Genomic DNA, 26,965 nt, shown 5'->3' on the forward strand with positions numbered 1-26,965 from the left:
AAAATAAACGATAAATGTTGGGTGAATATAATGAAAATAACTGTTGAAGATATACTATTAACAATTGCAGAAAATATAGTTAAGAGTTCATTAAGCGTAAAAGTGAAGACAGATAAGATCTGTGAAAAAATTACGTCAATGTATCAAGATATTCAGCAAGACACCATATTTATGTTGAAGCGTTCGGACAATACAACTTATTATGCACAACGTGCGAATGAAATGAAACCAGTGATTATGGTTACCGATGCGTCTCCGTCTACTTTTAAAGATTTCGAATTTAATATGCCCGTAATTTATATCAATGATTTTCCTAATGTGGCTAATCAATTAGTGAAGTTATACTATGGAAGCGCCATTAACGCATTAAAATTTATTGCAGTTACGGGTACAAACGGTAAAACAACAACATGTCATATGATTGGTAATTTATTAACACAGTTAGGTAAAAAAGTAGCTATCATTGGTACGATGGGCGTGTTTGATAGTCATTATAACAAAATGAAATTTAACCATACGACGCAAACGACGCCGATGTATTTTGAAATGGGTGAAATCATAGATTATTTTTATCATGAAAATTATGATTATATAGTTTATGAAGCAACTTCTATCGCCTTAGAACAAAGACGCATTGACTTCATTCAAAATGAGTTAGCAGTATTTACTAACTTTAGTCCGGAACATCTTGAATATCATGGCACAATGGAAAATTATTTAAATGCTAAGTTAAAGTTGGATGATCTAAGTAAATTGAATTTAGTGAATTGGGATACGACTCAATATAGATCTATAGCAAAAGATGATTTATATTTTTCAAATCAAGAAGAAACATATTACCAATATCATGCGGAAAATAGTCATATTGATATCGTCATCGATGGAGCGAAGTATTGTGTTCATCCTACTTTTCAGGGCGGGCATAACTACATTAATCTAGCGACGAGTATGTTTGCATTGCATAAAATGGGTTTCGATATCGAAGCTATTATTCAAGCAGCTCATGTGATTGATTCACCTTTACATCGTTTTCAAATTATTGACATAGGTGCATATACGATTATTTTAGATTTTGCACATACAGCTTTAGCAGTTAGAGAATCAGTAAACAATGCTTTAAACTATACGGACAGTATTGGAAAAAAATTAAATACGATGATTACTGGTATAGGCTTAAGAGGTTTTGATAAAATTGCTTTGACTGTCGATGATCTTCCTGATGGTGTTCATAAGTTGATGCTGGCTGCAGAGCAAGTAGGATATGTAGATCCTAAACTTATCATCAAATTTATGAATCAGCATTTACCTGATAGTTATAAAAAGAGTGTGGTTTTAAATGGATGCTCGAGAAAGGAAGGTATACGAGAGCTATTATATGCTACAGATAGCAATAATGAGGTCATCCTGCTTACTGGTATTAATGAACCGCAAAACTTTAAAGGCAGTAAGTATGACCATGATGATCAATCATATATAGAAGAAATACTACAAATGGATATAATTTAACTTAATTGGCAGTGGCTGAATGAATTGAAAATGCGCTTATACCAAGCCTTTAAAGAACTACTACTTCATTTATGAAGACAAGTAATTTTTATAAAAGATCTTCAGCGCTTGTGTTCCATTTTATAGTCAGCTTTGCCGGGGTGGAGCTCATACGACGAAATCTTATTAGAAAAATTAGATTTCTATCTTGCTCCCTAACAATCATTTATCATATAAAGCATAAAAATGTGCCAACAAAGTCACTGACTTTGTTGGCACATTAAAAGGACCTATAATCAGGTCCTTTTTTGTTACTATTTATTAACTTATCATTACTTTCATTAAATAGCCTTGTTCGTCGAAGTGTGCTGTATACATGCCATTATTTGTTTCATAAGTCATATATGAGCCGTTTTCTGTTTGTCCTTCGTCAGACATATGGTTAGACATATGTTCTTCTTTGAACATTTCTTTGCTTACAGTATCGGCTTTAGTATCAAAAGTGATATTAACGACTTGACCATCTTTATTCATATCAACCATTGTGTCATTCACTTTTTTACTTGTAGCCACGTCTTTATCATTTGTTGCAGTGTTAACTTTGTATCCATCAATCATGACGTTATCGTATTTTAACGCTCTTACAAAATCATAATCTTGAGTGAAATGGCCATCATATTTTGTGTAGCCAGTGTAATTATAATATGGCATCATAGCTTCTTCCATATTGCCGTTCATCATATTACCTTGCATGTCATTCATGCCTTGGTCCATTGCCATATCGCTGTGATTCATATTACCTTGCATGTCATTCATACCTTGATCCATTGCCATATCGTTATGGTTCATATTACCTTGCATGTCATTCATGCCTTGATCCATTGCCATATCGTTATGGTTCATATTACCCTGCATGTCGTTCATACCTTGATTCATAGACATATCGTTTTCCATTGGCATGGCTTGTTGTTGCATATTGTTGTTCATGTTATTTTCTTGAGGATTCATTGTGTCCGCATGTGCAGTGTTATTTCCAATTACGCCATTTCCTGCTCCTACTAAAAATCCTGTAGCTGCGACTGTTGATGATAATACTAATAGTTTTTTATTCATAAAGCTTCACCCCTATTTTTAATTTTTAAAGTAATTCATGTTGTCTAACCTTAATTCTCATTAGATTTTATCTACCAAATTAAATCCAAAATAAGCTTACACAACTAGCCCCCTTTTTAATTTCACTCAATAAATATACGTTTTCTTTTTAGATAGAGTTCACATTTTACAAATGTTTTTGAATTGTTTTTAAAATGTAAAATGCATTTAAACGACTTACAACTCTAAAATGTTGTCATGGCACTTTATAACAAAAAACGGTTAATGATAACAAAAAGTTATTATTAACCGTAAAAGATATAAAATTTATTTAATTAATGTAATTACGCTACAACACCATCACGCATAATAATTACAAAGAGAGGTTACATTTTCCCAAGTGAAGAATGGGATGATAAGTGTGCCGCTTCATTGTAATTTAAAATTGTAAATTGGTCGTTTGTTAATTTAAGTGTGCTTAGACTGCCATTAGACAATCTTGGCGAATCAGTACTAATTTCTCCATTAGAATAGTAAGAAAATACTGCTTTAATAAATGCGCCATGAGAGACAATTAGGATTTTTTGATCTTTGTACTGTTCTATAATTGAGTTTATCCCATTAAGAAAACGATTTGTTACAACGTGTGCTTGTTCCTTGTTTGGATAAAGTTGGTCGGGATATAACGATGTACGTTCTTCTGATGATAATCCTTCAGCATCACCGAATGAAATTTCAATAAAGGCCTCCATTTCTATCAAAGGTATAGTTAATTGTTGCTGAATAATTTCTGCTGTCTTTTTTGCTCTAGCTAATGGGCTCGTGATGATAATATCCCATTCTGAATTGTTTAGAAATTGGCTGCATGCTTCAGCTTGTTTAATGCCTATATGGTTTAAAGGCACGTCTGTGCGGCCTTGTAATTTTCCTGCTGTATTCCAATCTGTTTCCCCGTGTCTGATAAAACAAATTTTCGTCATTGATATCAACCTTTATAATTTTGTATTAAAAAAAGTCTTAATAATCATACTTTCACTTTTGCAATAAGTATCTCATTCAAAGATATAATTTTCAAAAAATCACCACTTAATCCTTGATAGAGAATAGGGTATGTAATTTTGTAACTTTTTAATTAAGTTTCACATATTTATTCGGAAGTTGACGAACCATTTAATTTAAGAGAACGTTTCTAATTGTCTAGTATTACATCTAGATTAGCTAACTCGATTGTTGTATCAATATATACTTGAATTCCTTTAGCGATTTGTTGTTCTGTAACGGATTCTTCTGGAGAATGGCTAATACCTTTTTTACAAGGGATGAATATCATACTTGTCGGACAAATTGGTGCGAAGTTCATAGCATCGTGACCTGCACCACTATACATATAACGGAAACTAAAGTCAGATTGAAGACAGCTTTGTTCAGTGATTTGAGCCATCTTTTTGTTAAGACTACGCGGTTGATCTTGTCCTAAATCATCTAAATGATAATTTGCTTTACGTTTGTTAACAATAGTTTGAATATGTTGTTGGATTTCTGATACTACTTGTTCTCGTACTTCTAGATTTTTTCCACGAATATCAATTAATAATGTCACTCCTCCTGGGATCGCATTCATCGTGTTTGGATAGACATTCGCATAACCGACTGTAGTGACAATGCCTTGATCATGATAGGTTTGTCCTATTGATTCAACACTTAAAATGATTTCTGACGCCGTAGTTAGTGCATCTACTCTCATCGGCATAGGCGTGGAACCAGAATGACTTGTCACGCCTTGAATCTTTAATTTGAAACGATGGGGCGCAGCAACATCGGTCACAATACCAATGTCTTTGCTGTTTTTTTCAAGGATAGGTCCTTGTTCAATATGCAGTTCTAAAAATGCTTTGATTTCATTGCGTTCAAATAGTGCTGCCTTACCATGCATATCTTGGGACAAAGGTTCAACGACGTCATAAAGCACATTGCCTTCGTTGTCTTTAATATATTGCATGTCAGATTTGGTCATTTTACCTGTCAGATATTTACTTCCTAAAGTTGCTTCGTTAAATCTTGTTGATTCTTCACAAGCAAAAGCAATCACAATAATTGGGTGATCTGTTTCTATATTATGTTTGTTTAAATGTTCAATAACCTCTAGTGCGCCCAATACACCTAGCAATCCATCATATTGGCCACCGTCTCTTACAGTATCAATGTGAGATCCTAAAACTACTGGCTTTAAAGAAGAATTCTTACCCTCTCTGCGTGCGATGACATTTCCGAAAAAATCAAAATATACATCTAATCCAGCTTTTTGACACAACATAGAAAATTTTAATGCGGCTAGTCTCTCTGGATGTGTAAAGGCAATACGATTAATGCCACCATTTTTTTCATTTCGAGCAAAATCATTAAACGTTTGAAAATTATCTAAAACATTTTGTAAATTCACTATAAACATTCTCCTTTATTTAAATGAGTTGATTTAAAAAAACTACGGCTTTCTTATATAAATCAATATTGGTTTCATTTACTACTCTATCGAAATCGTGCTGATTGGAATTTAAAAATTCGATTTGGCAGTTACTTACGTTTTGATAGATATGTTCACTTTCTGTGTAGGGTACATCGGGATCATTCTTACAATGTACAATGAACATTGGCGGAAAATTTTTTAATTGTTGAGGTGAAATATTGTAATCACTTTGAGTTGAAGTCTGAATGCCTAAATAATCTAGCCATTTAGCTTCTCCACGTGCATGTATATAAATAGGATATCTGTCTTGCATAGATCCAGAGGTTAACGGTTGCTGTTGAATCAGTTGATTAAGTATCTCAGGAGTGATTTTAGATGATAGTGTTTGGTACTGTGAATTTGGTCTTAAAAATGATGGTACATGTACACGACAATAACCATAAAAATCAACAATGCCATCGACCTGACGATGTGTTGAGACAATCATTGCTAAAAAAGCACCTGCAGAACGACCGAATGTAAATAAAGGCAGTGATGGATAGCGTTGTTTAATCGCATCATATTGTAGTAAAACATCGCTAATGATTATATTGATCTTACTTTCAGGTGCGAGACGATAAGAGGCCAAAACGAGATGAAAATCTTGTGATAGTACGTCAATGTATGGCTGTGCTAAGTCATAGGCATCACCAAAAATTAATCCACCACCATGAAAATAAATGATAATGCCTTTTGGATTGTTGTTTTTTGCTTCAATAACTGTAAAAGGTAAGGTGAACCCATCCTCAGTTATCATTTCAGAATGATATTGAGACAAACGTATCACGCTCCTTTATATAGAATTTGCTAACTATAGTATCTCAAAGAAATATTTAGAAGTATTTGTATAAATCGAATAAAAGTCTTAACCATAATTGTTAGAAATGTGAATGATAACTAAAATGTAAACGCTTATAATTAGTTGTGAAATGAAAAAGGAGTTGAATTAAATGGACATACGCTCTTCTTTTGAAGCTTTAGATAAAAAATTCACTGCATTCGGTGGATTAGATGGTGGCGGTATTACCCGTTTACTATATTCAGATGAGTGGTCAAATGCTGTACATGAATTAAAACGTACATTAGAAAGTGAAGGATTCGAAACGCGTTTCGATAGTGTAGGCAACTTAAAAGGACGCATTGAAGGTAGTAAATATCCTGAAGAAACAATCCTGTCTGGTTCTCATATTGACACAGTAGTTGAGGGTGGACATTTAGATGGTCAATTCGGCGTATTGGCAGCGTTAGTTGCAATGAAATCATTGAAAGCTGAGCATGGTCAACCACTACGTTCACTTGAAGTCTTGGCATTAGCTGAAGAAGAAGGTAGCCGTTTCCCGTATGCGTTTTGGGGAAGTAAAAATTTCTTTAACTTAGCGAAACGTGAAGACGTGAATGACATTGCTGATGGTGAAGGTATTAATTTTAAAGCAGCGATGAACAGCGCTGGTTTTGATTATCGCAGTGAAGACAATGATTTTGATTATATTAAATCATTTATTGAAGTACATATTGAACAAGGAAAAGTACTAGAAATTGAACAAAAAGCTATAGGTGTTGTAAATGGCATCGTAGGACAAAAACGCTACAATATTCATTTAAAGGGTGAAGCGAATCATGCAGGTACTACACCGATGGGTTTAAGAAAAGATGCGGTTGTTGCTTTTAGTAAAATAGCAACAGAGTTAACAGATAAAGCAAGAGCAATCGGTGATCCGTTGGTTATTACTTTTGGTCGTGTTAATCCTGTACCCAACACAGTCAATGTTGTGCCTGGTGAAGTAACGTTTTCAATTGATTGTAGACATATCAATCAAGATGAATTAAATGATTTTGCTAAGACGATTGATAGCTGTATTAAAACAGTTTCAGAACAAGAAGGCGTCGAATATGACATTAATTTGTGGATGGATGAAGTACCAACAATGATGGACGAAAGATTAGTCAACGAAGTAGAAAAGGCAGCTGAACAAGTCGTTGGTGTGAAAGACAGCAAGATAATGTCTTCAGGTGCAGGCCATGATTCTCAAATATTCGCAAAATATATTCCGACAGCAATGTTGTTTGTCCCTTCGATTAATGGCATAAGTCATAACGTTACGGAAGAAACAAACATCGAAGATTTGGTCAAAGGTATAGAAGTACTGAAACAAGTACTATATCAACTTGCTTATGAGGAATAGCAGTAAGATATCATTCAATAAAACAGCAAATACTGATTAAGCAGACAGATTTTATAATTAAATTTTAATGAAAATTTGAAATGACAACTTTAAATAGTGAAAAGGAGAAATGTTTTTATGGGTTACTTAAATCATAATCAAGGTTATAGAGAAGGTTTATTAGAAACACGTTCGGTAATTAAAAAAGATAATTATGCAGTTATTACACCTGATGGTTTAGTGAATAATGTGGTTCCAGGTTTTGAAGATTGCGATGTAACAATTATGGGATCACCAAGATTAGGTGCGCGTTTTGTTGATTATTTAGTGACATTGAAAAACCAAGGTGGCAATAAACAAGGCTTTGGAGGGGGAGGTGTTCAAACATTTATCTATGTAGAATATGGTCATATCAACGCTTATGCAGACGATAAAAAATATGAATTAAGTGCAGGCGGATACTTATACGTGCCATCACATCAAGTAATGACATTTGAAAATAGTAATCAAAACAATGATAGTAGAGTGTTTTTATATAAAAAACGTTACCAACCATTAGAAGGTTATACACCAGAAGTAGTTACAGGAAATGTGAATGAAATGGTTCAAGAACCTTATGAAGGCATGGAAGAAGTTAAGATTTTAGACCTTTTACCAAAAGAACTTGCCTATGATATGAACATTCATATTTTATCATTCAAACCTGGTGCATCACATGGTTATATCGAAACGCATGTACAAGAACACGGTGCTTATGTATTAAGTGGACGTGGCATGTATAACTTAGACAATGACTGGTTACCAGTTGATAAAGGCGACTATATCTTTATGGGAGCATATGCACCTCAAGCAACATATGCAGTAGGCTTAGATGAGCCATTTGCATATATCTATTCAAAAGATGCTAACAGAGATATTGAAATTTAAGGAAGGTTGTTAATGATGGAAGAAGAGACGTTAGTATACGTTGAAAGAGATAAATTACGCGAACTTTTCAAAAGAAAATTGACTCAAGCTGACCTTCCTGAAACACAAGCAGATAAAACTGCTGACCTTATGATATTTGCTGATGAACGTGGCATCCATTCTCATGGTTCAATACGTATGCAATATTATGCCGAGCGCATTTCGAAAAAGGGTTACAATTTGGACCCCCAATTTGAATTTACGCAAACTGGTCCATCAGTTGGTACTTATTCTGGAGACAATGCAGTGGGTCATTATGTAGCATATCAAGCCATGGAAAAAGCTATTACAATGGCTGAAAACAGTGGTATTGGTATGGTAGGCGTTAAAGAAATGGGACACAGTGGTGCTATTGGCTATTTTGCAGAACAAGCTGCTAAAAAAGGTATGGTTGCAATCACAGTCTGTCAATCTGATCCAATGGTTGTACCATTCGGTGGTACGAAGCCATACTTTGGCACGAACCCTATTGCATTTGCAGCACCAAGACAATCTGGTGAACCAATTTTGTTCGATATGGCAACAACTGTTCAAGCGTGGGGAAAAATTTTAGACGCACGTTCTAAACATAAAACAATCCCTGATACATGGGCAGTCGATAGTCAAGGTGAGCCTACGACTAATCCATTCGAGGTGGCAGCATTGTTACCTGTTTCTGGACCTAAGGGTTATGGACTCATGATGATGGTAGATATCTTAGCTGGCAGTTTATTAGGATTACCATTTGGAAAACATGTTACTTCTATGTATAAAGATTTAAGCCAATATCGCAGATTAGGACAATTTCATATTGTTATTAATCCAGCATACTTTGGGGATAGAACATTATTTTTAGAAAAAGTTTCGGACATGGTTAATGAGTTGCATGAAGTAAAGGCAGCACAAGGGTTTGATCAGGTGTACTATCCTGGAGAAATTCAAGAAGAAGTTAAACAGCGTTATATTAAAAGTGGTATTCCAATCGCTGAAAGCATCTATGAATATTTAATATCAGATAAGACATATTAAATTAAAACTAAAGGAAGCGAAATGGGACAATTTCATGAAATGTATGATGACATACGTTTGAAGTTAATTAGAATGATCCCAAGTAGCTTCCTTTTTAATGCAAAAAAGGTGGACAAATAAGATATATTTTCATGAAATTGAATATAAAGACAGGAGGTTTTAGTGTGCGTGTATCAGAAGAACAATTATTTGAACTTATGAAAAATAAATTAGTAAAGGCTGGGTTGAATGAAAGTGCTGCAAAAGACGTGGCGGACGTTCTGACATTTGCAGATCACAGAGGTATCCATTCTCATGGTGCTGTCAGAGTTGAGTATTATGCAGAACGTATTGCTAAAGGTGGCATAACAGCCAATCCAAACTATCAATTTGAACAAACAGGTCCTTCAGCTGCAGTCTTTGAAGGAGACAATGGCCCTGGTCACCAAGCTGCGAAACAAGCAATGGAAAAAGCTATTGCAATGGCTAAAGAGAGTGGTGTTGCAGTTGTTGGTATGAAACATATTTCTCATAGCGGGGCACTTGGTTACTTCGTCGAAATGGCTGCAAAAGAGAATATGGTTGGTATTAGTATGTGTCAATCAGATCCAATGGTAGTGCCGTTTGGTGGTACAGAACCTTACTTTGGAACTAACCCGATTGCATTTAGTGCGCCATCGAATGACGACCGTATTATTACATTTGATATGGCGACAACAGTGCAAGCGTGGGGGAAAGTACTTGATGCGAGAGCGAAACATTTATCTATTCCAGATACATGGGCAGTTGATGCACAAGGTGAGCCGACTACTGACGCTAGAGATGTACATGCACTCGTTCCAGTAGCTGGACCTAAAGGTTATGGCTTAATGATGATGGTCGATATCCTATCTGGTAGTTTATTAGGTGTGCCTCATGGTGTACACGTATCATCAATGTATAAAGATTTAACCAAAGGACGAGATTTAGGTCAATTGCATATTGTAATAAATCCGGCGTTTTTCACTGACTTAGAACAGTTTAAGACACGCATTTCAACTATGTTAGATGAGCTTAAAGCACAACCTGCTGCAGAAGGATATGGTGAAATTTTCTATCCTGGTGAACGTGGCCGTATGCGTAGTGAAAAATATGACGAAGATGGTATAGAAATTGTTGATGACATCTATGAATACTTAATATCGGATGATGTACATTATGATCGCTACCACGGAAAAAATAGATTCGCAGAATAATAATGGAGGCATAAGATGTTATACACAATAATTAAAGAAAATACGTATCAAGATTCAATTGTATTAATGTTACTATCAAATAAATTATCTGCTATAGATGGAGTGAATCAAGTTTCAATTATGATGGGCACACCAGCTAACAAAGATATATTTAAATCATCTGGTTTAGGAACATCAGAATTAGAAGATGCAAAACCAAATGATATCGTCATTGTCGTTGATACGGATGATGAAGCTAAAGTAGAAGAAGTTAATGAAGAAGTAGAAGCAGAATTAAAAGGTAAAAATGATAGCGATACAAAATCACAAAAACAAGATGAAGCTTCAAATTGGAAACGTGCTTTAGAATTAGCGAATAATCCTAATCTTGCACTTATTTCTATTCCTGGTCAGTATGCTGCAATGGAAGCTGAAAATGCTTTGAACCATAATTTGAATATCTTTATGTTCAGCGATAATGTTGCTAAAGAGGATGAAGTACATTTAAAAGAACTTGCTCATGATAAAGGTTTATTAGTTATGGGTCCTGACTGTGGTACAGGTATTATCCATGGTTTACCACTTGCTTTTACTAATACTGTTAACGAAGGGGATATCGGTGTTGTAGGCGCTTCAGGTACAGGTATTCAAGAAGTTACTACTATTATCGATAGAGAAGGTAAAGGTGTAACTAATGCATTAGGAACAGGTGGACGCGATTTATCAACTGAAGTTGGCGCAATCACAATGTTAGATAGCATTAAAGTATTAAACGCTGACCCAAAAGTTAAAGTGATAACTGTTATTTCAAAGCCGCCTGCAAAAGAAGTAGAAGAGAAAGTGTTGAACGTACTACGTAATATTGATAAACCTATCGTTACTTTATTCTTAGGTTCTAAACCTACATATACTGAAGAAAATATTTATCATGCGTATACATTGGAAGAAGCAGCACGTGTTTCTGTACAACTTTCAAATGACGGAACACCAAATTTTAAACCAACAGTTAAAGAAAATATTTCTGTGAATTTAATTGCACAACAAAATGGTATCAAAGGTTATTATTCTGGAGGTACATTAGCATCTGAAGCAGCAATGTTAGTGAAAGATACATTAGGTGATAATTCTAGTGATGAAACCCCAGAAGGCTTTTCATATAAGGGCGGCAACCATGAAATCATTGATTTAGGTGATGATATCTATACACAAGGTAGACCACATCCAATGATTGATCCATCAAAACGAATTGAAATGTTAGAAAATTCATCTGATGATCCATCTACAGCTGTAATCATGTTAGATAACGTTATTGGTTATGGTAGTCATGATGACATGGCGAGTGAACTAGCGCCAACAATTAAAGGGATTCTTCAAAAAGTACAAGAAGAAGGACGCACTTTAGCAGTATTAACGACTGTAGTTGGTACTGCACATGATCACCAAGATTATCAAACACAAATCAATACTTTAGAAGAAGCTGGAGCCATAGTTTGTGAAACCAATGATCAAATGGTTCGTACAGCGTTAAATATAATTGGTAGTACTGTGACACAACCCAATCGTGAAACTAAAACGTTTGAAGCAGAAAAGGTAGATTTAACTGTTGATGAAAAAGTGATGAACTTAATTAATATGACGCCAAGTGTCATTAACATTGGTCTACAAAGCTTCACATCAGCAATACAAGAGAGTGGTGCAGAAGTAGTGCAATTTAACTGGCGTCCAATCGCTGGTGGCGATGAAAAATTAATGAAAGTACTTCAATATTTAAATAACTTCGAAGGAGAGACGGTATAATATGGCTTACAAAACAATAGATGAAGCAAACCAAGCGGTCATAGATAAAATGGTTGCAGCAGCGCCATTTTTAGTAGATGTAGTTTCGGCGAAATCTAAGATTCCTGAGCTTACAGATCATGTACTATTACATGCTGGACCACCAATTCAATATGAAAATATGACAGATCCAATGCAAGGTTCTTGTGTAGGTGCCATTCTTTTTGAAGAATGGGCAAGTAATGAGGAAGATGCACGTGCATTATTAGAAAATGGCAAAATAAAATTTATTCCTTGTCATCATGTGAAAGCAGTAGGTCCAATGGGGGGTATCACTTCAGCAAACATGCCAGTTTTAGTAGTAGAAAATAGAGAAACTGGTAATGAAGCCTACTGTCAAATGAACGAAGGTATCGGCGCAGTGTTACGTTTTGGCGCTTACAATAAAACAGTAGTCAATCGTTTACATTGGATGAAAGATGTATTAGGTCCTGTACTTAGCAAAGCGTTAAAACAAATGGGTGATGGTTTAAACGTTAACGTACTTATAGCGAAAGCAATTGCGATGGGAGACGAATTCCACCAACGTAATATTGCTGCTTCATTAGCATTTTTAAAAGAAGTGACACCAATTATCTCTTCATTAGAAGACGTAGAAGCAGAAAAACGTACGGAAGTACTCCAATTCTTAGCAGATACAGATCAGTTCTTCCTTAATGTTGCTATGGCTACAGGTAAAGCAATGATGGATGCTGCTCGCCAAATCGAACATGGAACGGTTGTTACAGCGCTATGTCGTAATGGTGAAAACTTCGGGATCCGCATCGCTGGTATGGGTGATCAATGGTTTACTGCACCAGTAAATACACCACAAGGATTGTATTTCACAGGTTATTCTGCAGATGATGCGAATACAGATATTGGTGACTCTGCGATTACTGAAACAATCGGTGTAGGTGGTATGGCGATGATTGCTGCACCTGCAGTAACAAGATTCATTGGTACAGGTGGATTTGATGATGCTCTAGAAATCAGTAATGAAATGACTGAAATTTGTATGGGTGAAAATCCTAACTTTGCAATTCCTACATGGAATTTCAGAGGTGCATGTTTAGGCATAGACGCGCGTAAAGTTGTGGAAACAGGTATTACACCAGTTATCAACACAGGTATTGCGCATAAAATTGCAGGCTACGGTCAAATTGGTGCTGGTACTGTACACCCACCAATAGAATGTTTTGAAAAAGCTATTTCAGCATACGCTGAAAAATTAGGGTTTAAAGCGTGATTTTTCAAGCCAGTACCATTGGAGAGATTGCCCAGGAAATACTAGAACATCGTCAAACGTTTTATGTGCATAGTATTTTTAAAAAAGGATTCAATATTGTAAATGGTGATCAAACAATTATATTTATAGGCAGTGATGAAAATGGTGCTTTTCCCTTTGGTATCACTGTAGATCATCAAACTAGAAGTCAACTTTTAGCAAATATTTCATTGAATCAACAAATCAGAGTAACTGCAAATTCACTTTTCATTAACGATGGATGTCAGTTGGTTTGGCGTAATCAACCGGTACATACAAGTAGCGTTGAATCTGAAATTGATTTGGCATTATTGATTGGAAATATAACAACATATAACTTTTCAGAGTATGATCAGGGTGATTTCCCTTATTTAAAAATGCAGCAAATCATTAATGTGTTAAAAAAGGATGATAAAGCGGAAGTTGAACAATCATTGCGCTATTTAATCGGTAGAGGGCAAGGATTAACGCCTTCTGGTGATGATATCTTAACTGGCACGCTATTTGTGCATTTCATGAATCCTTTTATACTTGATCAAAATTTAGAAATCATACGGCAATTAATTAAAGAACCGTTAACTACATTAGTTGCTACGACATTTTTAAAGAGTGCCTTAAAAGGGTTGTTTAGTTCGAAAATATTAGTGTTGCAACATAAACCAACCGTGTATCATATGAATAAACTATTAGAAGTAGGGTCATCATCTGGGAAAGATACATTGTACGGCATATTTGTAGCATCAACCTTAAGGAGTGGAACGTATGAGTAAGCGTGTTGTATTAGCTTTAGGTGGGAACGCGATTCTTCAACCAAAGCAAGAAGCGACATACGAAAATCAATATAATAACGTATATTCAGCCACACGAAAAATGGCTGAATTAAAAGCACAAGGTCACAATATCGTGGTTACACATGGTAATGGACCACAAGTAGGAAATATTATTGCTCAAAACGAAGCAGCAAAAGATATTGTTGAACCTTTACCAATTAATGCTTGTAATGCAGAATCACAAGGCTTTATAGGGTATATGATGGAAGAATCATTAAAAAACCATTTGAAATCTTTAAATATTGACAGTAATGTAGTAACGTTATTGACAATGGTAGAAGTAGATAAAAATGATTCGGCATTTAGTAATCCAACTAAGCCAATCGGTGTATTCTTTAACGAATTAGAAGCAAAACGATTAGAAGAAACGAATGGTTTTGTAATGGTGGAAGATGCAGGTAGAGGGTACCGCCGTGTCGTTCCTTCTCCAGAACCATTAGTCATTCATGGTGTTGAGCAAATCAAATCACTGATTGATCAAGCAGTAGTAATTTCTTCAGGTGGCGGTGGTATTCCTGTCTATAAAGATGACAATGGCAATATTCACGGTGTGGAAGCAGTTATCGATAAAGACCGTTCAGGTTTGAAATTAGCAGAACAAGTTAATGCAGATACTTTTGTAATGTTAACAGATGTTCCAAACGTATGTGTTAACTTTGGAAAACCAAATGAAGAGAAATTAAAAACAATTTCTGTTGAGAAAGCTAAACAATATGTTGCTGAAGGACAATTCCCAGCAGGAAGTATGCTGCCTAAAATCGAAGCAGCAATTCAATTTGCTGAAATGGGCAAAGAATCTATTATCTGTTCATTAGATGACGCTATCGATGCCTTAGCAGGAAATGCAGGAACACGAATTTTGTTAGAACCATCAACAGAAGCAGTTAATTAATAATAAAAGTGACATGCGAAGATGAGAACATAAATAAAATGGTATATGCTTCTTGAGTGGAAAACATATAGAACGCAATAGGTGACTGACTATTAAATGTACTTATATATAAGTGGTTTAATAATCTAGTCTCCTTTGCAGAGGCGGGAGTATAAAAACTTAGTTAAAAGTTAGGTTTTTGTCCCGCTTCTCGTTTTTTTATTATAAAAAGAAGTTTAAGAAAGGTGGTATAAGATGACTAACCCCTATAGCATAAATAAAGTTAATAATAATTGGGGTGTGATATTAGCAATCGTTTTTATTGCTTCTACTTTACGTGCCCCACTGACTTCGGTTGGTCCTATAGTTGATGAGATTAAACAAGTTATGGAAATCAATAACAGTGTTGCTGGCATCTTAACTACGATACCGCTGATTATCTTTGCAATTGTTTCACCATTCGTTTCAAAAATAACTTCTCGATTAACAATGTCTCGTACGATATTGTATTCTACGATACTACTCATTATTGCACTATATTTACGTGTTGCAGGAGATTTCACTTTATTTTTAATTGGAACGCTCATTCTTGGTATCGCTATTGCATTTGGTAATGTAGTGTTACCGAGTTATGTTAAATGGTATTTCCCTATGCAAATTGGTCTAGCTACTGGTATTTATAGTGGAACAATGAACTTTACCGCTGGATTAGGCGGGGGCTTAAGTTTTCCATTATCAGAAATTACAACTTTAGGGTTTAGATTATCATTATCATTTTGGATTATTTTTGCAATAATTGCTATTATTCTATGGATACCTAAAGCACGAAAAGGCATTAAATTAGAAAAAGTAACAGCAGCAGAAATTCAAAAAGATAGACTGAAAAAAGTGGATATTACTAAATCTAAACTAGCGTGGATGGTTGCGTTAACGATGGGTTTCCAATCGATGGTATTCTATACAGTTGTAGCTTGGGTCCCGTCCATACTTGTAGATAGAGGGTTGGATCCATCAACGGCAGGTTATTTATTGATGTTAAATCAATTTTCTCAAGTGCCGATGACTTTTACATTTCCAATTATTGCATCTAAATTAAAAGATCAACGTATATTAGTAGTGATTATTACAGTACTATTCTTAGTGGGATTCAGCCTATTTTTTACCCAATCATTAGTACTACTTATTATTGGTATCATCATTGCTGGTTTAGCGATGGGTGCATGTTTCAGTTTATGTATGACATTCTTCTCTATTAGAGCGCGTACAAGTGATGGAAGTATTTCATTATCTGGTTTTGGTCAATCTATAGGTTATTTAATTGCTGCAGTTGGACCATTCTTGATTGGTTATCTTCATGATGCTACAGGAAGTTGGGACTCAGGTATTATTTCATTGATTGTCATGTCAGTATTATTCTTTATTTTTGGTTATCCAGCCGCTAAAAATAGAGTGGTTGAAGATAATTAATTTTAAATAGAGCAGTCGTCGGCGTAAATCAATGACTTACATTGAATAGATAAAAAGACAAGTATGATAAAGTGATTAAGGTGTATAAACGAAGATTTAAAATTTTGCGATACAATTAAAACTCAATATCATTGCATAGCCAAACAGTTAAAAAAAGATGGGGAAATGCTAAAAATAAACCAAGTGCTAAAAATAGCACTTGGTTTATTTTTATGTTTCTGAAATGTTTAGGTCATAAATTTCTTAACTGCTAACCTTCGTAAGTTCTAGTTTTATGAATAATACGTTAATAGTGTATCGATAGCTTTTTCTGGATTTAGATTTTGTACGCCTTGATGTGCCAGATAAAGTGAAAATATAGATAAAAACGTTAGAATATTTTGTTTTTCAATAGCATAACCCATAATACCGATTCTCCAAATTTTGCCTTGAAGTTCACCGAATGAGCCTGCAATTTCAACACCATAATTTTTTAATAGGCCCTCTCTAAATTTATTATCGTCAATGCCTTCTGGTATATATACGCAGATGATCATTTTCATTTCATTTATTTCATCACCAAATATTTCTAAACCCAATGCTTTTAATGCTGATTTCAAGCCTTCTTGGTGATATGCATGACGTTTGGCACGGACTTCGATACCTTCTGCTAATGCTAATTTTAATCCTGTGTATAATGCGTAAATAGACGTAGTTGATTCTGTATGGTGGTTTAATCGTTTAGGACTCCAATAATCTTGCAATTGTGTTAAGTCTAAATAATTACTGTGTATAAAAGCATCTTGTTCAGTATTTTCATTTGAACGAATACCTAGTTCGACACGCTTACGCTTGTTGATTTCATCACTAAATCTTTTGTTAAATGTAATTGGTGTAATACCTGAAGGGATAGATAAACATTTTTGAGCGCCACCAATAACAGAATCAAGTTCCCACTCATCTACTGGAATAACCATACCTTGATATGTTGCTACTGCATCAACTACTGAATAAATACCACGTTCTTTACAAGTGCTACCAAGCTGATCAATCGATTGTAAGCGACCAGTAGAAGTTTCACCGTGTACAATTGCAAGTACTTTCGGTTTCACGGTATCTAAAGCGTCTATAATTTCTGCTTGTTCAAAAACTTCACCCATCGGTTTTTGAATATTATGTACGACGCCGCCTGCACGAGTGACAAGTTCAGTGAATAAGTAGCCAAATCTTCCAATAATTGGTACAAGTACCGTATCTCCTGGTTTGACGATACTTGAGATTACCGCCTCTAACCCAGCACGACTTGTACCATCGATAGGAAATGACCATTGATTACTTGTTAAAAAGGATTTTCTAATGAGTTCCATAGTTTTATTCATAATGTCTACAAATTCATAATCAAATTGACCTAAAATTGAATTAGACATTGCTTGAGACACGCGAGGATCTACACTTACGGGGCCAGGGGTCATAATTAATCTTTTGTTTACTGTCAAATCATCCATATTATTAACCTCAATTTCTATAAATTATGTCAATATATATTATATTCTAATAAGTAATGAATTTATTCGTCAAAAATGACGAATAAACTTTAAAATTTGTGAGAATATTACAAAAATTTAGCTATAATGTATAATTTTAGCATATATGAATTTAAGCGTCTTCATGTATCGCTGATTGTATTGCTTGAGCAAACTCATACATTGCAAAGCTCCAATTACTTTGGTCTTGTCTAGAGTTCATAGTTAAGTCTTGGTTGTTAAAAAAAGATTGGCGTAATCCAGTCGTTAATTCTAATTGTACACCTGCATTTTGATTATTTTTATTGGCAATATTTTGATCAGCTTCACCTTCTAAATGACTAGGTGACGTTTGTACGTCAAAATCTTTAAGCTCTAATTGTTCTTCAATAGACGCTTTTAAATCATCATCTTTGCCACCAATATAAACGATAGGTGCATCGCCATTTGCACCATGGATCATGACGGAATTTGATACTTGTTGTTGCATATCTTCTATAATAGGTTCATCAAAGTTAACTGAAGTTACATGTAAACTTGCGTTATTCGTGGAACGAATCCCTTGGAAGCTATAGTAACTATAAGCACCCATAGTAGCGGTTAATTTTGCTACTTCAGTAGTCCCGGGCTCGATATTACCTCCATGTATTGCTGCAATAAGCGCATTGCTCTGGTTGTTGTTATAAGTGATTTCCCAGTCGCTACCTTCTTCAGTTTCCTCCATAAGTTCAGTCATTGACGTGTATAAATCATTGGCATAGATCGCTTTAGGAGATAAAGTTAGAAAAAAGAAAAATGTAAAAAAGCATACAGTAGAAAATGTGGTTACCTTTAAAAATGAGATGATTCTTTGATTTGGACTAAACATACTACAACTCCTATTGATGTTAAATTATATTTTATAAATATAATATTATCATACAATTGTAAATGCTATAAAACATTTATAAAATTAAAAATATATGTTGGTTTGTAAAAAGTAAAAGTTCATTGTACAATTATTGTTCGTGCCCTCGGGCATGAGAATTAGAGGCAGGTCTGTAACATGCCCTTGGGCAGGTTAACAGACTTCCTCTTAGTTACGAGCTGCCTTTTGGTGGCTCGTTATTTTTTTTGAATTTAAAATATGTTACAATGCATATCCTGCCTCTTAAATAAAATAACGGAGGTTTACAATTATGATAAATATTATTTCGGCGATTGGCTCTCTTGGTACATTTATAATGGCACTGTTTTACTTTATCTCAGTTAGTGTGCAACTGTACCAAATGAAAATCAGTTTTTTACCGGCACTTGGTTTTAATCAAATATTGATTACAAGAGACCACAACGTATTAAAATTAAGAAATACAGCTATTGATAGTGATGAAGAACAAGATTTTTTGAAATTATATAACTTAGGTGGCGGAGCTGCTAAGAATATAAAAATTGAAATCTATCTTGGTAATCAAGATATCCTGCAAACAAAATATGTTAATATTTTACCTAGTAAAGAAGGTTATTTGTTACCGATTAATAAAGATGTTTTTTCTGAAATTGAAAGTACAATTAAGAATAACGGTTATGAATCTGATTTAAATGTTAGAATAACTTACCAACATAATGTAAGTAGAAAAACACAAGAAATACATTTAAACGGTAAAATTGATAATTTTAATGCGTATGATGAAAAATCAATATATGAATTACAATTTTTTAACATGAACCAATAATTAAAAACTAAGAGAAGTTATAAATGTTAATGATTTATTAAAATATCCCCTTCAAAAGTAGCACGAAAGTGTGTTGGATTTTGAAGGGGATATTTATTTTTAAAAGAGTGGTAGTTTATATGTTTTGTACGCTTTAAGAATTTGAATTACAATAAATGATAAATCTAAATTTTGGAGTGACAAAAGATGATAAATGTTAAGGCACCAAACCCAATATTTTTGGAAAATGATGAAGCTGAACAAGCTATATTATTATTACATTCATTCACAGGTACGGTACGCGATGTAAAATTATTAGCTACTAAATTACATAAAGCGGGTTTCACATGCTATGTTCCCGCCTACAAAGGCCATGGTTTAATGTTAGATACGTTGATGGCTTATGATATTGAAGATTGGTGGCAAGATGTAATAGATGGTTATCAATTTTTACAGGATAAAGGTTATTCAAGTATTAGTGTTTGCGGTATATCTTTAGGGGGCATACTGTCACTCAAATTGGCAGAGCATCAATCTATAGATGCAATAGCTATTATGTCTACGCCATATCGAAAAAGTGATGCTGGTCTTTCAGGAAGGTTGAGATATTATGGTCAACGTATGGGAGGGTTGGTCGGTTTAGAACAGTCGGAGATAACGCAACAAATTGAAAATATTGAGCGTTATGCACCAGGACTTGATAAGTTTCAAATGGTAGTTGAAGATGTGATGTCAAAATTAGATCAAATAACTGCGCCCATTACTATCAAATACGGTGAACAAGACGATGATGCTTATGAAACGAGTGCGCGTTACATCTATGATCGTATTACGCATGAACAAAAAGAAGTGCAGGGCTATGGACCATCCAAACACTTAATGACTTATGGTGAAGGCCATATAGAAGTAGAACAAGATGTCATTGCATTTTTCGAAGATTATTAACCTTTAAGCATGAAACAGCGTTTCGACCATAAGTGCTCCAGATAAATAAAATGAGGGTTTCTACTGAAATATAGTAGAAACCCTCATTTTATTTATCTATGACTATGGGACAGGAAAACGAAATCAAATTTTGATTTCTGTCCGCTTTCTTTTAACTTAATCTTATCTTGAAATAAATTTTAAGTTCTCCAAAATGTTGAACAATCTGCTTTATCATCGATGTTGAATTGAATCATGTCTTTTAACAATGTGTAATCGACCTCTTGATTCCACTTAATTCGAAACAAGTTATCCGTTTGTGAGTAGCCAGCAGTAGCTATACGTTCACTAAATTCAGTCATTCCTTTAGCTTCAGGTGCAATTGAAAAGTGCTGTTTTGCTTTGCTAAAAGCGAGAATAAAGGTGCCGTGATCTGTGAACATGGGCTGGTTCCATTTTATTGTTGTTTCAAGATTAGGAAATGTTTCCGAGATCCAATTAAAAATCTCACTTATTGTTGCTTTGTGTTTATCATTATCTATAGTTTGTAAAAATTCATTGAAATTATCCATGTAACATGCCATCCCCTTATAAAATATAACTAAAATAAATTTATTTTCTTAATCACCATTTTAGCAAAATTGATTACGACAAACCATCATACAACGTAAACAAAATGAGTCTGGGACAACGAAATCAAATTTTAAATTCTAATTTCTGTCCCGATTGCTTGTTTAGAAATACAAGCAATCTATACTGATTGAGCTGGTTTATTTTTTAAGAAAAAATCTATTATTAATCCAACGATAAGCAAGACTATAAATGGTACGAGCCAACTTAATTGAATATCAGAGAGTGGTAACACTTGATATAACGCATTCAGTGGTTGGAATAATTTGAAATCATTAAGTATCTGTAACACCGAAATAATTAAAGTCACGATAGTAGGAATGATAAATGCAAATTTCATTTCAAATGGTATGAAGATACTTACTAATGAAATGAGTACCAGTACAATGGATGTTGGATATATAAATGTTAACAAGGGTACTGCAATTTGTAATATTAATTCTAAACCTAATGTTGAAACTAAAAACCCTAATAATGAAAAGATAAGTACGAAAATTTTATATGATATTTTCGGTAATTTTTTCATCGCAAAGGCTGCACATGCATTTACTAATCCAACACAAGTAGTTAAGCAAGCTAATATAACGATGATGCCAAATAATAGGTTGCCAAATGAGCCGAATACACGTAAGGAATTAAATGTTAAGATCCCAGTGCCGTCTTTAAAACCAGCTTGAGTGGTTGTAGCACCTACATAAGCCAGTGCAAAATAGATGACTAATAGTAAAATAGCAGAGATCAAACCAGCTTTAATTACGTTTTTAACGAGTGTTTTTTGATCGGTGATGCCATTCATTTTGAAGCTTTGCACGATCACAACAGAAAAGGCTAGCGCAGCCACAAGGTCCATCGTGAAGTACCCCTCTAAAATACCTGATACGAGTGGAGTTTGTGCATAATCACCACTTGCTTGGCCAATTGAACCTTCTGGATTTATGATTACTAGGATACATAAAATAGCTATAATAAGTATTAAAATGGGTGTCAGGTATTTACCTAAATTATCTATAATACGGTTTGGATATAATGCGATAAAATAAACAATCAGGAAAAATATTACTGAAAATACGATTAATGTAAAATGGTTATGTTCTGGTAAAACATGATTTGTTCCAATTTCGTACGCAACATTTGCAGCACGCGGGATACCATATAATGCCCCGATAGATAAATAAATAAAGATAGCAAAGATTGTCCCAAAAATCGGGTGAACTTTGTTACCAATACTTTCAACGCCGCCATTCATATAAGCTACGACGATTACTGTAAGATAAGGCAATAAGATGCCTGTTATAGCGAATCCAGCCATAGAAACCCACATATTTTCTTGAGCTGTATAACCTAACATAGGTGGAAATATTAAATTTCCGGCTCCAAAGAAAAATGAGAATAACATTAGACCAGAAATTAAGATGAGTCTGTTCATTTCTAATACCTCGATTTAAAGGGAATTTACTTGCGCAAAACACAAGCAACTTTAACATATATTACTTATTAATTCAATAAGATGTCAGATAATTTTCAATATTAAAAGTATTGTGTTTTATAAACGTCATCAAATGTTCAATGTAACAGAAGGCTTTCATGTTTTGTCTTAAGGTACATAGTACACACCATCCAAGGAAATTTATATTGAGACAATCGCTGAAAAATGTTATAGTAATTGCTATGCTACTAAAACGCTTTAACGCAATGAAGTTTTGTAAAATACAAAGGATGTAAAATTATGAGTAAACAATCACAATGGAAGTCGTCGACGGGATTCATTTTAGCAAGTGCAGGATCTGCTATAGGACTAGGAGCAATGTGGAAATTTCCATATATGGCTGGTATATATGGCGGTGGCGCATTTTTATTAATGTTTTTAATATTTACGATATTTGTCGGGCTACCTTTATTAATGATGGAATTTACTGTTGGTAAGATGGGGAAGACTTATACAACTGTAATTTATGAGAAGTTAACAAAGAAAAAATGGTTGAATGTTATCGGATGGAACGGTAATTTAGCTGTATTTATACTATTTGGTTTTTATAGTGTGATAGGCGGTTGGATTATCATCTATATTTTTAATGTTGCGCGTCAAATATTAACGCTTAATGGTGATCAATTAGGAAATATACAGTTTGAATCTATTATTAGTGATCCGTTCTTAACGATTACTGGACAAGGTATTTTTATCTTGTTAACGATGTTTATAGTGATGATGGGTGTTGAAAAAGGTTTAGAAAAAGCCTCTAAGTTTATGATGCCATTATTATTTATCTTTTTAATTGTTATTGTTATCAAATCTTTAACACTTGAAGGATCGTTTGAAGGACTAAAATATATCTTGCAACCACGTCTAGAAGATATTTCTATGGAGGGTGTTTTATTTGCACTTGGACAATCCTTCTTCACATTATCTTTAGGGACAACAGGTATGATTACGTATGCCAGCTATGCTTCAAAAGAAATGACTATCAAGACTTCAGCAATTTCTATCGTAGCGATGAATATACTGGTTTCGATTTTGGCCGGTTTGGCTATCTTTCCTGCGATTACGGCATTCGGCTACAGACCAACAGAAGGGCCTGGGTTACTTTTTAAAGTATTACCAAAAGTTTTTGACCAAATGGCATATGGACAAGGATTTTATTTAATCTTTTTAATATTATTCTTATTTGCAGCGCTTACTTCTTCAATTTCACTATTAGAATTGAATGTTTCGAACTTCACAAAAAATGATAACTCAAAACGTAAGCCAGTTGCATTTTATGTAAGTATCTTAGTGTTCGCAATTAGTATTCCTGCAACGCTATCTTTTGGAAGTTTAGGCCATATACAATTTGCGGCAGGTACTATTTTTGATAATATGGACTTTTTAGTTTCGAATATATTAATGCCCTTAGGAGCATTAGGAACAACACTAGTTGTGGGTCAATTATTAGATAAAAATGATTTGAAAGCACATTTTGGTAAAGATAAACTTAGATTATTTATACCTTGGTATTATTTAATTAAATTTATTTTACCTGTAGTAATTATTTTGATTTTTGTAGTGCAATTCATATAAATTTTGTAACCTTTCCGAAGATCAATTCAGCGGAAAGGTTTTTTATGGTTATAAGATATACCTGATGAAATCAAAACAGGTTGAACTTATTTTTTAACCAACAAAAGGGCTGGGGCATATCACATGTCTCAGCCTCAAATTTTATATTGGCAGTGGCTGACTGAATTGAAAATGCGCTTATATCAAACTTTTAAAGAACTACTACTTCATTTATGAAAGCAAGTAGTTCTTATGCAAGATCTTCTGCTCTTGTATTCCATTTTCTAGTCAGCTTTGCCGGGGTGAGACGACGAAATATTTTTAGGAAAATCAGATTTCCGTCCCACTCCCAAAGCAATTTTAGAAATTATTTGCCAGTGAATAAACCGATAATTTTTTTGATGATATCAATGATAAAACTCATATAACTCACCTCGCTTTGTTTTGTTACTTTCACCTTAATATAATTGTGCTTAATTATGTTTTAAATTTCTCATATAGCAACAAATCATTCGTAAGTGACAATAATTCAAAAAATAAAACGACAATGCATGAAAAAGTGTTTTCTAATATTCTTTTTTAAAAATATTCAAAAATAAAAAGCATTATCATAGAGAACAGAATAAATGTTCCTTATGATAATGCTTTAAGTAAAACGAGTACAAATATTTTAATATATTAGTCTGTGATAGCACCTTTAGAAGCAGAAGACACGAGTTTAGCATATTTAGCGAGTGTACCTCGTGTAGCTTTTAATGGTGGAGCTTGCCATTGTTGACTACGACGTTCAAGTTCTTCATCTGATACATCAAAGCTTATTTCAAGATTTTCAGCATCAATTGTAATCGTGTCATTTTCTTCTAGTAAAGCCATTGGTCCGCCTACCATTGATTCGGGTGCAGCATGTCCGATTACGAGACCATGTGAACCACCTGAGAAACGGCCATCTGTAACTAAAGCAACAGTTTCGCCTAATCCTTTACCTACTAAAATAGATGATGCGGATAACATTTCAGGCATGCCAGGTGCACCTTTAGGGCCAGCATAACGGATAATTACGACGTCACCAGGCTTAATATCATCATTAAGAATAGCTTTTGTCGCTTTAGATTCAGAATCAAATACACGTGCAGGTCCTTTAATATAAGTTACACTTAATCCTGAAATTTTAGCAACTGCGCCTTCTGGTGCAAGGTTACCTTTTAAGATAACAAGCGGTCCAGTCGCATGTTTAGGATTATCAAAATCAATAATTTCTTTATTATCGGTCAAGCCAGGTTCATTTTCTAAGTTTTCGGCAACAGTTTTACCAGTTACTGTTAAGCAGTCGCCATGGATTAAGCCATTGTCATAAAGTAATTTCATTACTCCAGGAATACCGCCTGCTTCATCAAGATGTGCCATAACATATTTACCACTTGGTCTTAAGTCAGCGATGTGTGGCACACGTTTACGAATTTTTTCAAAATCATCAAGTGTCAAATCTACTTCAATTGTATGTGCAATAGCTAATAGATGTAAAATAGCATTTGTAGAACCACCTAAGGCCATAACGACTGTGATTGCATTTTCAAATGCTTCTTTCGTCATGATGTCTTTAGGATAAATATCTTGTTCTAATAATTTATAAACAGCTTTTCCGGCAGCTCTACTATCTTTCATTTTGTTTGTCGATACAGCTGGATGTGAAGCACTTCCAGGTAAACTCATGCCCATCGCTTCAATAGCTGAAGACATAGTGTTTGCAGTGAACATGCCGCCACAAGCGCCTGCTCCAGGACATGCTGCACATTCTACTTTATGTAATGCTTCTTTCTCGATTTCCCCGTTATTGTACTGACCTACGCCTTCAAATGCTGAAACGGCATCGAGGTCTTTGCCATCTAATTTACCAGGCATAATCGTGCCGCCAAATACAAAAACAGCAGGTAAGTTAAGACGTGCAATGCCAATCATACAACCAGGCATATTCTTATCACAGCCACCAATTGCCACAACGCCATCTAAATTCTCAGCGCTTACTACAGATTCGATTGAATCAGCAATAACTTCACGACTCGGTAGTGAGAAACGCATGCCATCTGTACCCATTGAAATACCGTCGGAAACAGTAATTGTGTTGAAAATAAGTGGCGAGGCGCCGGCTTCACTAATACCTCGTTTAGACGCACGTGCTAAACCATCAATATGCATGTTACATGGTGTTACTTCACTCCACGTACTTGCTACGCCAATCATCGGCTTTTTAAAATCTTCATCCTCAAAGCCAAGTGCACGTAAATATGAACGGTTAGGTGTACGACTTACACCATCACTAATGACTTTGCTGCGGATACGCAAATCTTTTTTCTCTTCTGTATGTTCTGTTTCTTTAGCCAAAAAATTACCCCCATTAATAAGTCTATATTGTATGAATACTCTGAAAATTTAAAGTATTCATTTTTGTTCGGTGAAAAATATTTAATATATTTCTTAATGTAACCTGCATAGAAATATAAAATGATAATGAATTTCAAACCATAGTG

General features: G+C 34.5%; 22 protein-coding genes. 13 read left to right on the top strand and 9 right to left on the bottom strand.

The features are described from left to right. Positions 1–30 precede the first annotated feature (30 nt). The gene (locus M4L39_RS02115; RefSeq protein ID WP_277580512.1) at positions 31–1,506 is read left to right on the top strand and encodes a Mur ligase family protein; all 1,476 of its coding nucleotides are present in this window, start codon (positions 31–33) and stop codon (positions 1,504–1,506) included. A gap of 300 nt (positions 1,507–1,806) precedes the next feature. Here the strand turns inward: M4L39_RS02115 and isaB are convergent, their stop codons facing one another. From isaB to M4L39_RS02135, 4 genes are all read right to left on the bottom strand, one after another. Beyond that, entirely contained in the window at positions 1,807–2,598 is a 792-nt protein-coding gene (gene isaB, locus M4L39_RS02120) for an immunodominant staphylococcal antigen IsaB family protein (protein ID WP_277580513.1), read from the bottom strand. A 365-nt stretch (positions 2,599–2,963) separates the two neighbouring features. Continuing rightward, positions 2,964–3,557, bottom strand: coding sequence for a histidine phosphatase family protein (locus M4L39_RS02125; protein ID WP_277580514.1), 594 nt, complete (start codon positions 3,555–3,557; stop codon positions 2,964–2,966). 209 nt (positions 3,558–3,766) lie between these two features. Continuing rightward, positions 3,767–5,017: a M20 family metallo-hydrolase gene (locus M4L39_RS02130; RefSeq protein ID WP_277580515.1), complete on the bottom strand. Its 1,251-nt coding sequence runs from the start codon at positions 5,015–5,017 to the stop codon at positions 3,767–3,769. A gap of 19 nt (positions 5,018–5,036) precedes the next feature. After that, a complete protein-coding gene (locus tag M4L39_RS02135; RefSeq protein ID WP_277580516.1) occupies positions 5,037–5,858 on the bottom strand; it encodes an alpha/beta hydrolase in 822 nt (273 codons plus the stop codon). A 172-nt stretch (positions 5,859–6,030) separates the two neighbouring features. Between M4L39_RS02135 and allC the strand changes: the two genes are divergently transcribed. The 9 genes from allC (at position 6,031) to M4L39_RS02180 (ending at position 16,659) form a co-directional block, all read left to right on the top strand. Beyond that, complete coding sequence (gene allC, locus M4L39_RS02140; RefSeq protein WP_277580517.1) at positions 6,031–7,263, top strand: allantoate deiminase; 1,233 nt, start codon at positions 6,031–6,033, stop codon at positions 7,261–7,263. Positions 7,264–7,380: 117 nt separating this feature from the next. After that, positions 7,381–8,169, top strand: coding sequence for a (S)-ureidoglycine aminohydrolase (allE, locus tag M4L39_RS02145; RefSeq protein WP_277580518.1), 789 nt, complete (start codon positions 7,381–7,383; stop codon positions 8,167–8,169). Positions 8,170–8,184: 15 nt separating this feature from the next. After that, positions 8,185–9,216, top strand: coding sequence for an ureidoglycolate dehydrogenase (allD, locus tag M4L39_RS02150; protein ID WP_277580567.1), 1,032 nt, complete (start codon positions 8,185–8,187; stop codon positions 9,214–9,216). Between the two features lie 164 nt (positions 9,217–9,380). Then, on the top strand, positions 9,381–10,430 hold the full coding sequence (gene allD / locus M4L39_RS02155; protein ID WP_277580519.1) for an ureidoglycolate dehydrogenase: 1,050 nt from the start codon (positions 9,381–9,383) through the stop codon (positions 10,428–10,430). A gap of 15 nt (positions 10,431–10,445) precedes the next feature. Beyond that, positions 10,446–12,206 (top strand): acyl-CoA synthetase FdrA, encoded by a 1,761-nt coding sequence (fdrA, locus tag M4L39_RS02160; protein WP_277580520.1) that lies wholly within the window; start codon positions 10,446–10,448, stop codon positions 12,204–12,206. A gap of 1 nt (position 12,207) precedes the next feature. Further along, positions 12,208–13,473 carry a DUF1116 domain-containing protein gene (locus tag M4L39_RS02165; protein ID WP_277580521.1) on the top strand — a complete coding sequence of 422 codons (1,266 nt, stop codon included), beginning with the start codon at positions 12,208–12,210 and terminating at the stop codon, positions 13,471–13,473. Continuing rightward, a complete protein-coding gene (locus M4L39_RS02170; protein ID WP_277580522.1) occupies positions 13,470–14,261 on the top strand; it encodes a DUF2877 domain-containing protein in 792 nt (263 codons plus the stop codon). The genes M4L39_RS02165 and M4L39_RS02170 overlap by 4 nt, the downstream gene beginning before the upstream one ends. Then, on the top strand, positions 14,254–15,213 hold the full coding sequence (gene arcC / locus M4L39_RS02175; RefSeq protein WP_277580523.1) for a carbamate kinase: 960 nt from the start codon (positions 14,254–14,256) through the stop codon (positions 15,211–15,213). The genes M4L39_RS02170 and arcC overlap by 8 nt, the downstream gene beginning before the upstream one ends. A gap of 234 nt (positions 15,214–15,447) precedes the next feature. After that, positions 15,448–16,659, top strand: a complete 1,212-nt coding sequence (locus M4L39_RS02180; protein WP_277580524.1) for a CynX/NimT family MFS transporter — start codon at positions 15,448–15,450, stop codon at positions 16,657–16,659. A gap of 272 nt (positions 16,660–16,931) precedes the next feature. Here M4L39_RS02180 and M4L39_RS02185 read toward each other — a convergent pair whose 3' ends face one another. Together M4L39_RS02185 and M4L39_RS02190 are read right to left on the bottom strand one after the other, a co-directional pair. Then, positions 16,932–18,143: a pyridoxal-phosphate-dependent aminotransferase family protein gene (locus M4L39_RS02185; protein ID WP_277580525.1), complete on the bottom strand. Its 1,212-nt coding sequence runs from the start codon at positions 18,141–18,143 to the stop codon at positions 16,932–16,934. Positions 18,144–18,294: 151 nt separating this feature from the next. Continuing rightward, the gene (locus tag M4L39_RS02190) at positions 18,295–19,029 is read right to left on the bottom strand and encodes a poly-gamma-glutamate hydrolase family protein (protein ID WP_277580526.1); all 735 of its coding nucleotides are present in this window, start codon (positions 19,027–19,029) and stop codon (positions 18,295–18,297) included. Positions 19,030–19,339: 310 nt separating this feature from the next. Between M4L39_RS02190 and M4L39_RS02195 the strand changes: the two genes are divergently transcribed. Both M4L39_RS02195 and M4L39_RS02200 read left to right on the top strand, forming a co-directional pair. After that, a complete protein-coding gene (locus M4L39_RS02195) occupies positions 19,340–19,873 on the top strand; it encodes a hypothetical protein (RefSeq protein WP_277580527.1) in 534 nt (177 codons plus the stop codon). Between the two features lie 186 nt (positions 19,874–20,059). Beyond that, positions 20,060–20,797, top strand: a complete 738-nt coding sequence (locus M4L39_RS02200; protein ID WP_277580528.1) for an alpha/beta hydrolase — start codon at positions 20,060–20,062, stop codon at positions 20,795–20,797. 179 nt (positions 20,798–20,976) lie between these two features. On the opposite strand, the gene M4L39_RS02205 is transcribed toward M4L39_RS02200, so the two are convergent. Next, the gene (locus M4L39_RS02205; protein ID WP_277580529.1) at positions 20,977–21,348 is read right to left on the bottom strand and encodes an iron chaperone; all 372 of its coding nucleotides are present in this window, start codon (positions 21,346–21,348) and stop codon (positions 20,977–20,979) included. A 179-nt stretch (positions 21,349–21,527) separates the two neighbouring features. After that, positions 21,528–22,832, bottom strand: a complete 1,305-nt coding sequence (gene brnQ / locus M4L39_RS02210) for a branched-chain amino acid transport system II carrier protein (protein WP_277580530.1) — start codon at positions 22,830–22,832, stop codon at positions 21,528–21,530. A gap of 297 nt (positions 22,833–23,129) precedes the next feature. On the opposite strand from brnQ, the gene M4L39_RS02215 reads away from it, so the two are divergent. Further along, entirely contained in the window at positions 23,130–24,461 is a 1,332-nt protein-coding gene (locus M4L39_RS02215; protein WP_277580568.1) for a sodium-dependent transporter, read from the top strand. A gap of 657 nt (positions 24,462–25,118) precedes the next feature. Here M4L39_RS02215 and ilvD read toward each other — a convergent pair. Then, positions 25,119–26,819 carry a dihydroxy-acid dehydratase gene (ilvD, locus tag M4L39_RS02220; RefSeq protein WP_277580531.1) on the bottom strand — a complete coding sequence of 567 codons (1,701 nt, stop codon included), beginning with the start codon at positions 26,817–26,819 and terminating at the stop codon, positions 25,119–25,121. Positions 26,820–26,965: the final 146 nt, after the last annotated feature.

The sequence above is a fragment of the Staphylococcus equorum genome, assembly GCF_029531845.1.
GTDB lineage: Bacteria > Bacillota > Bacilli > Staphylococcales > Staphylococcaceae > Staphylococcus > Staphylococcus equorum_C.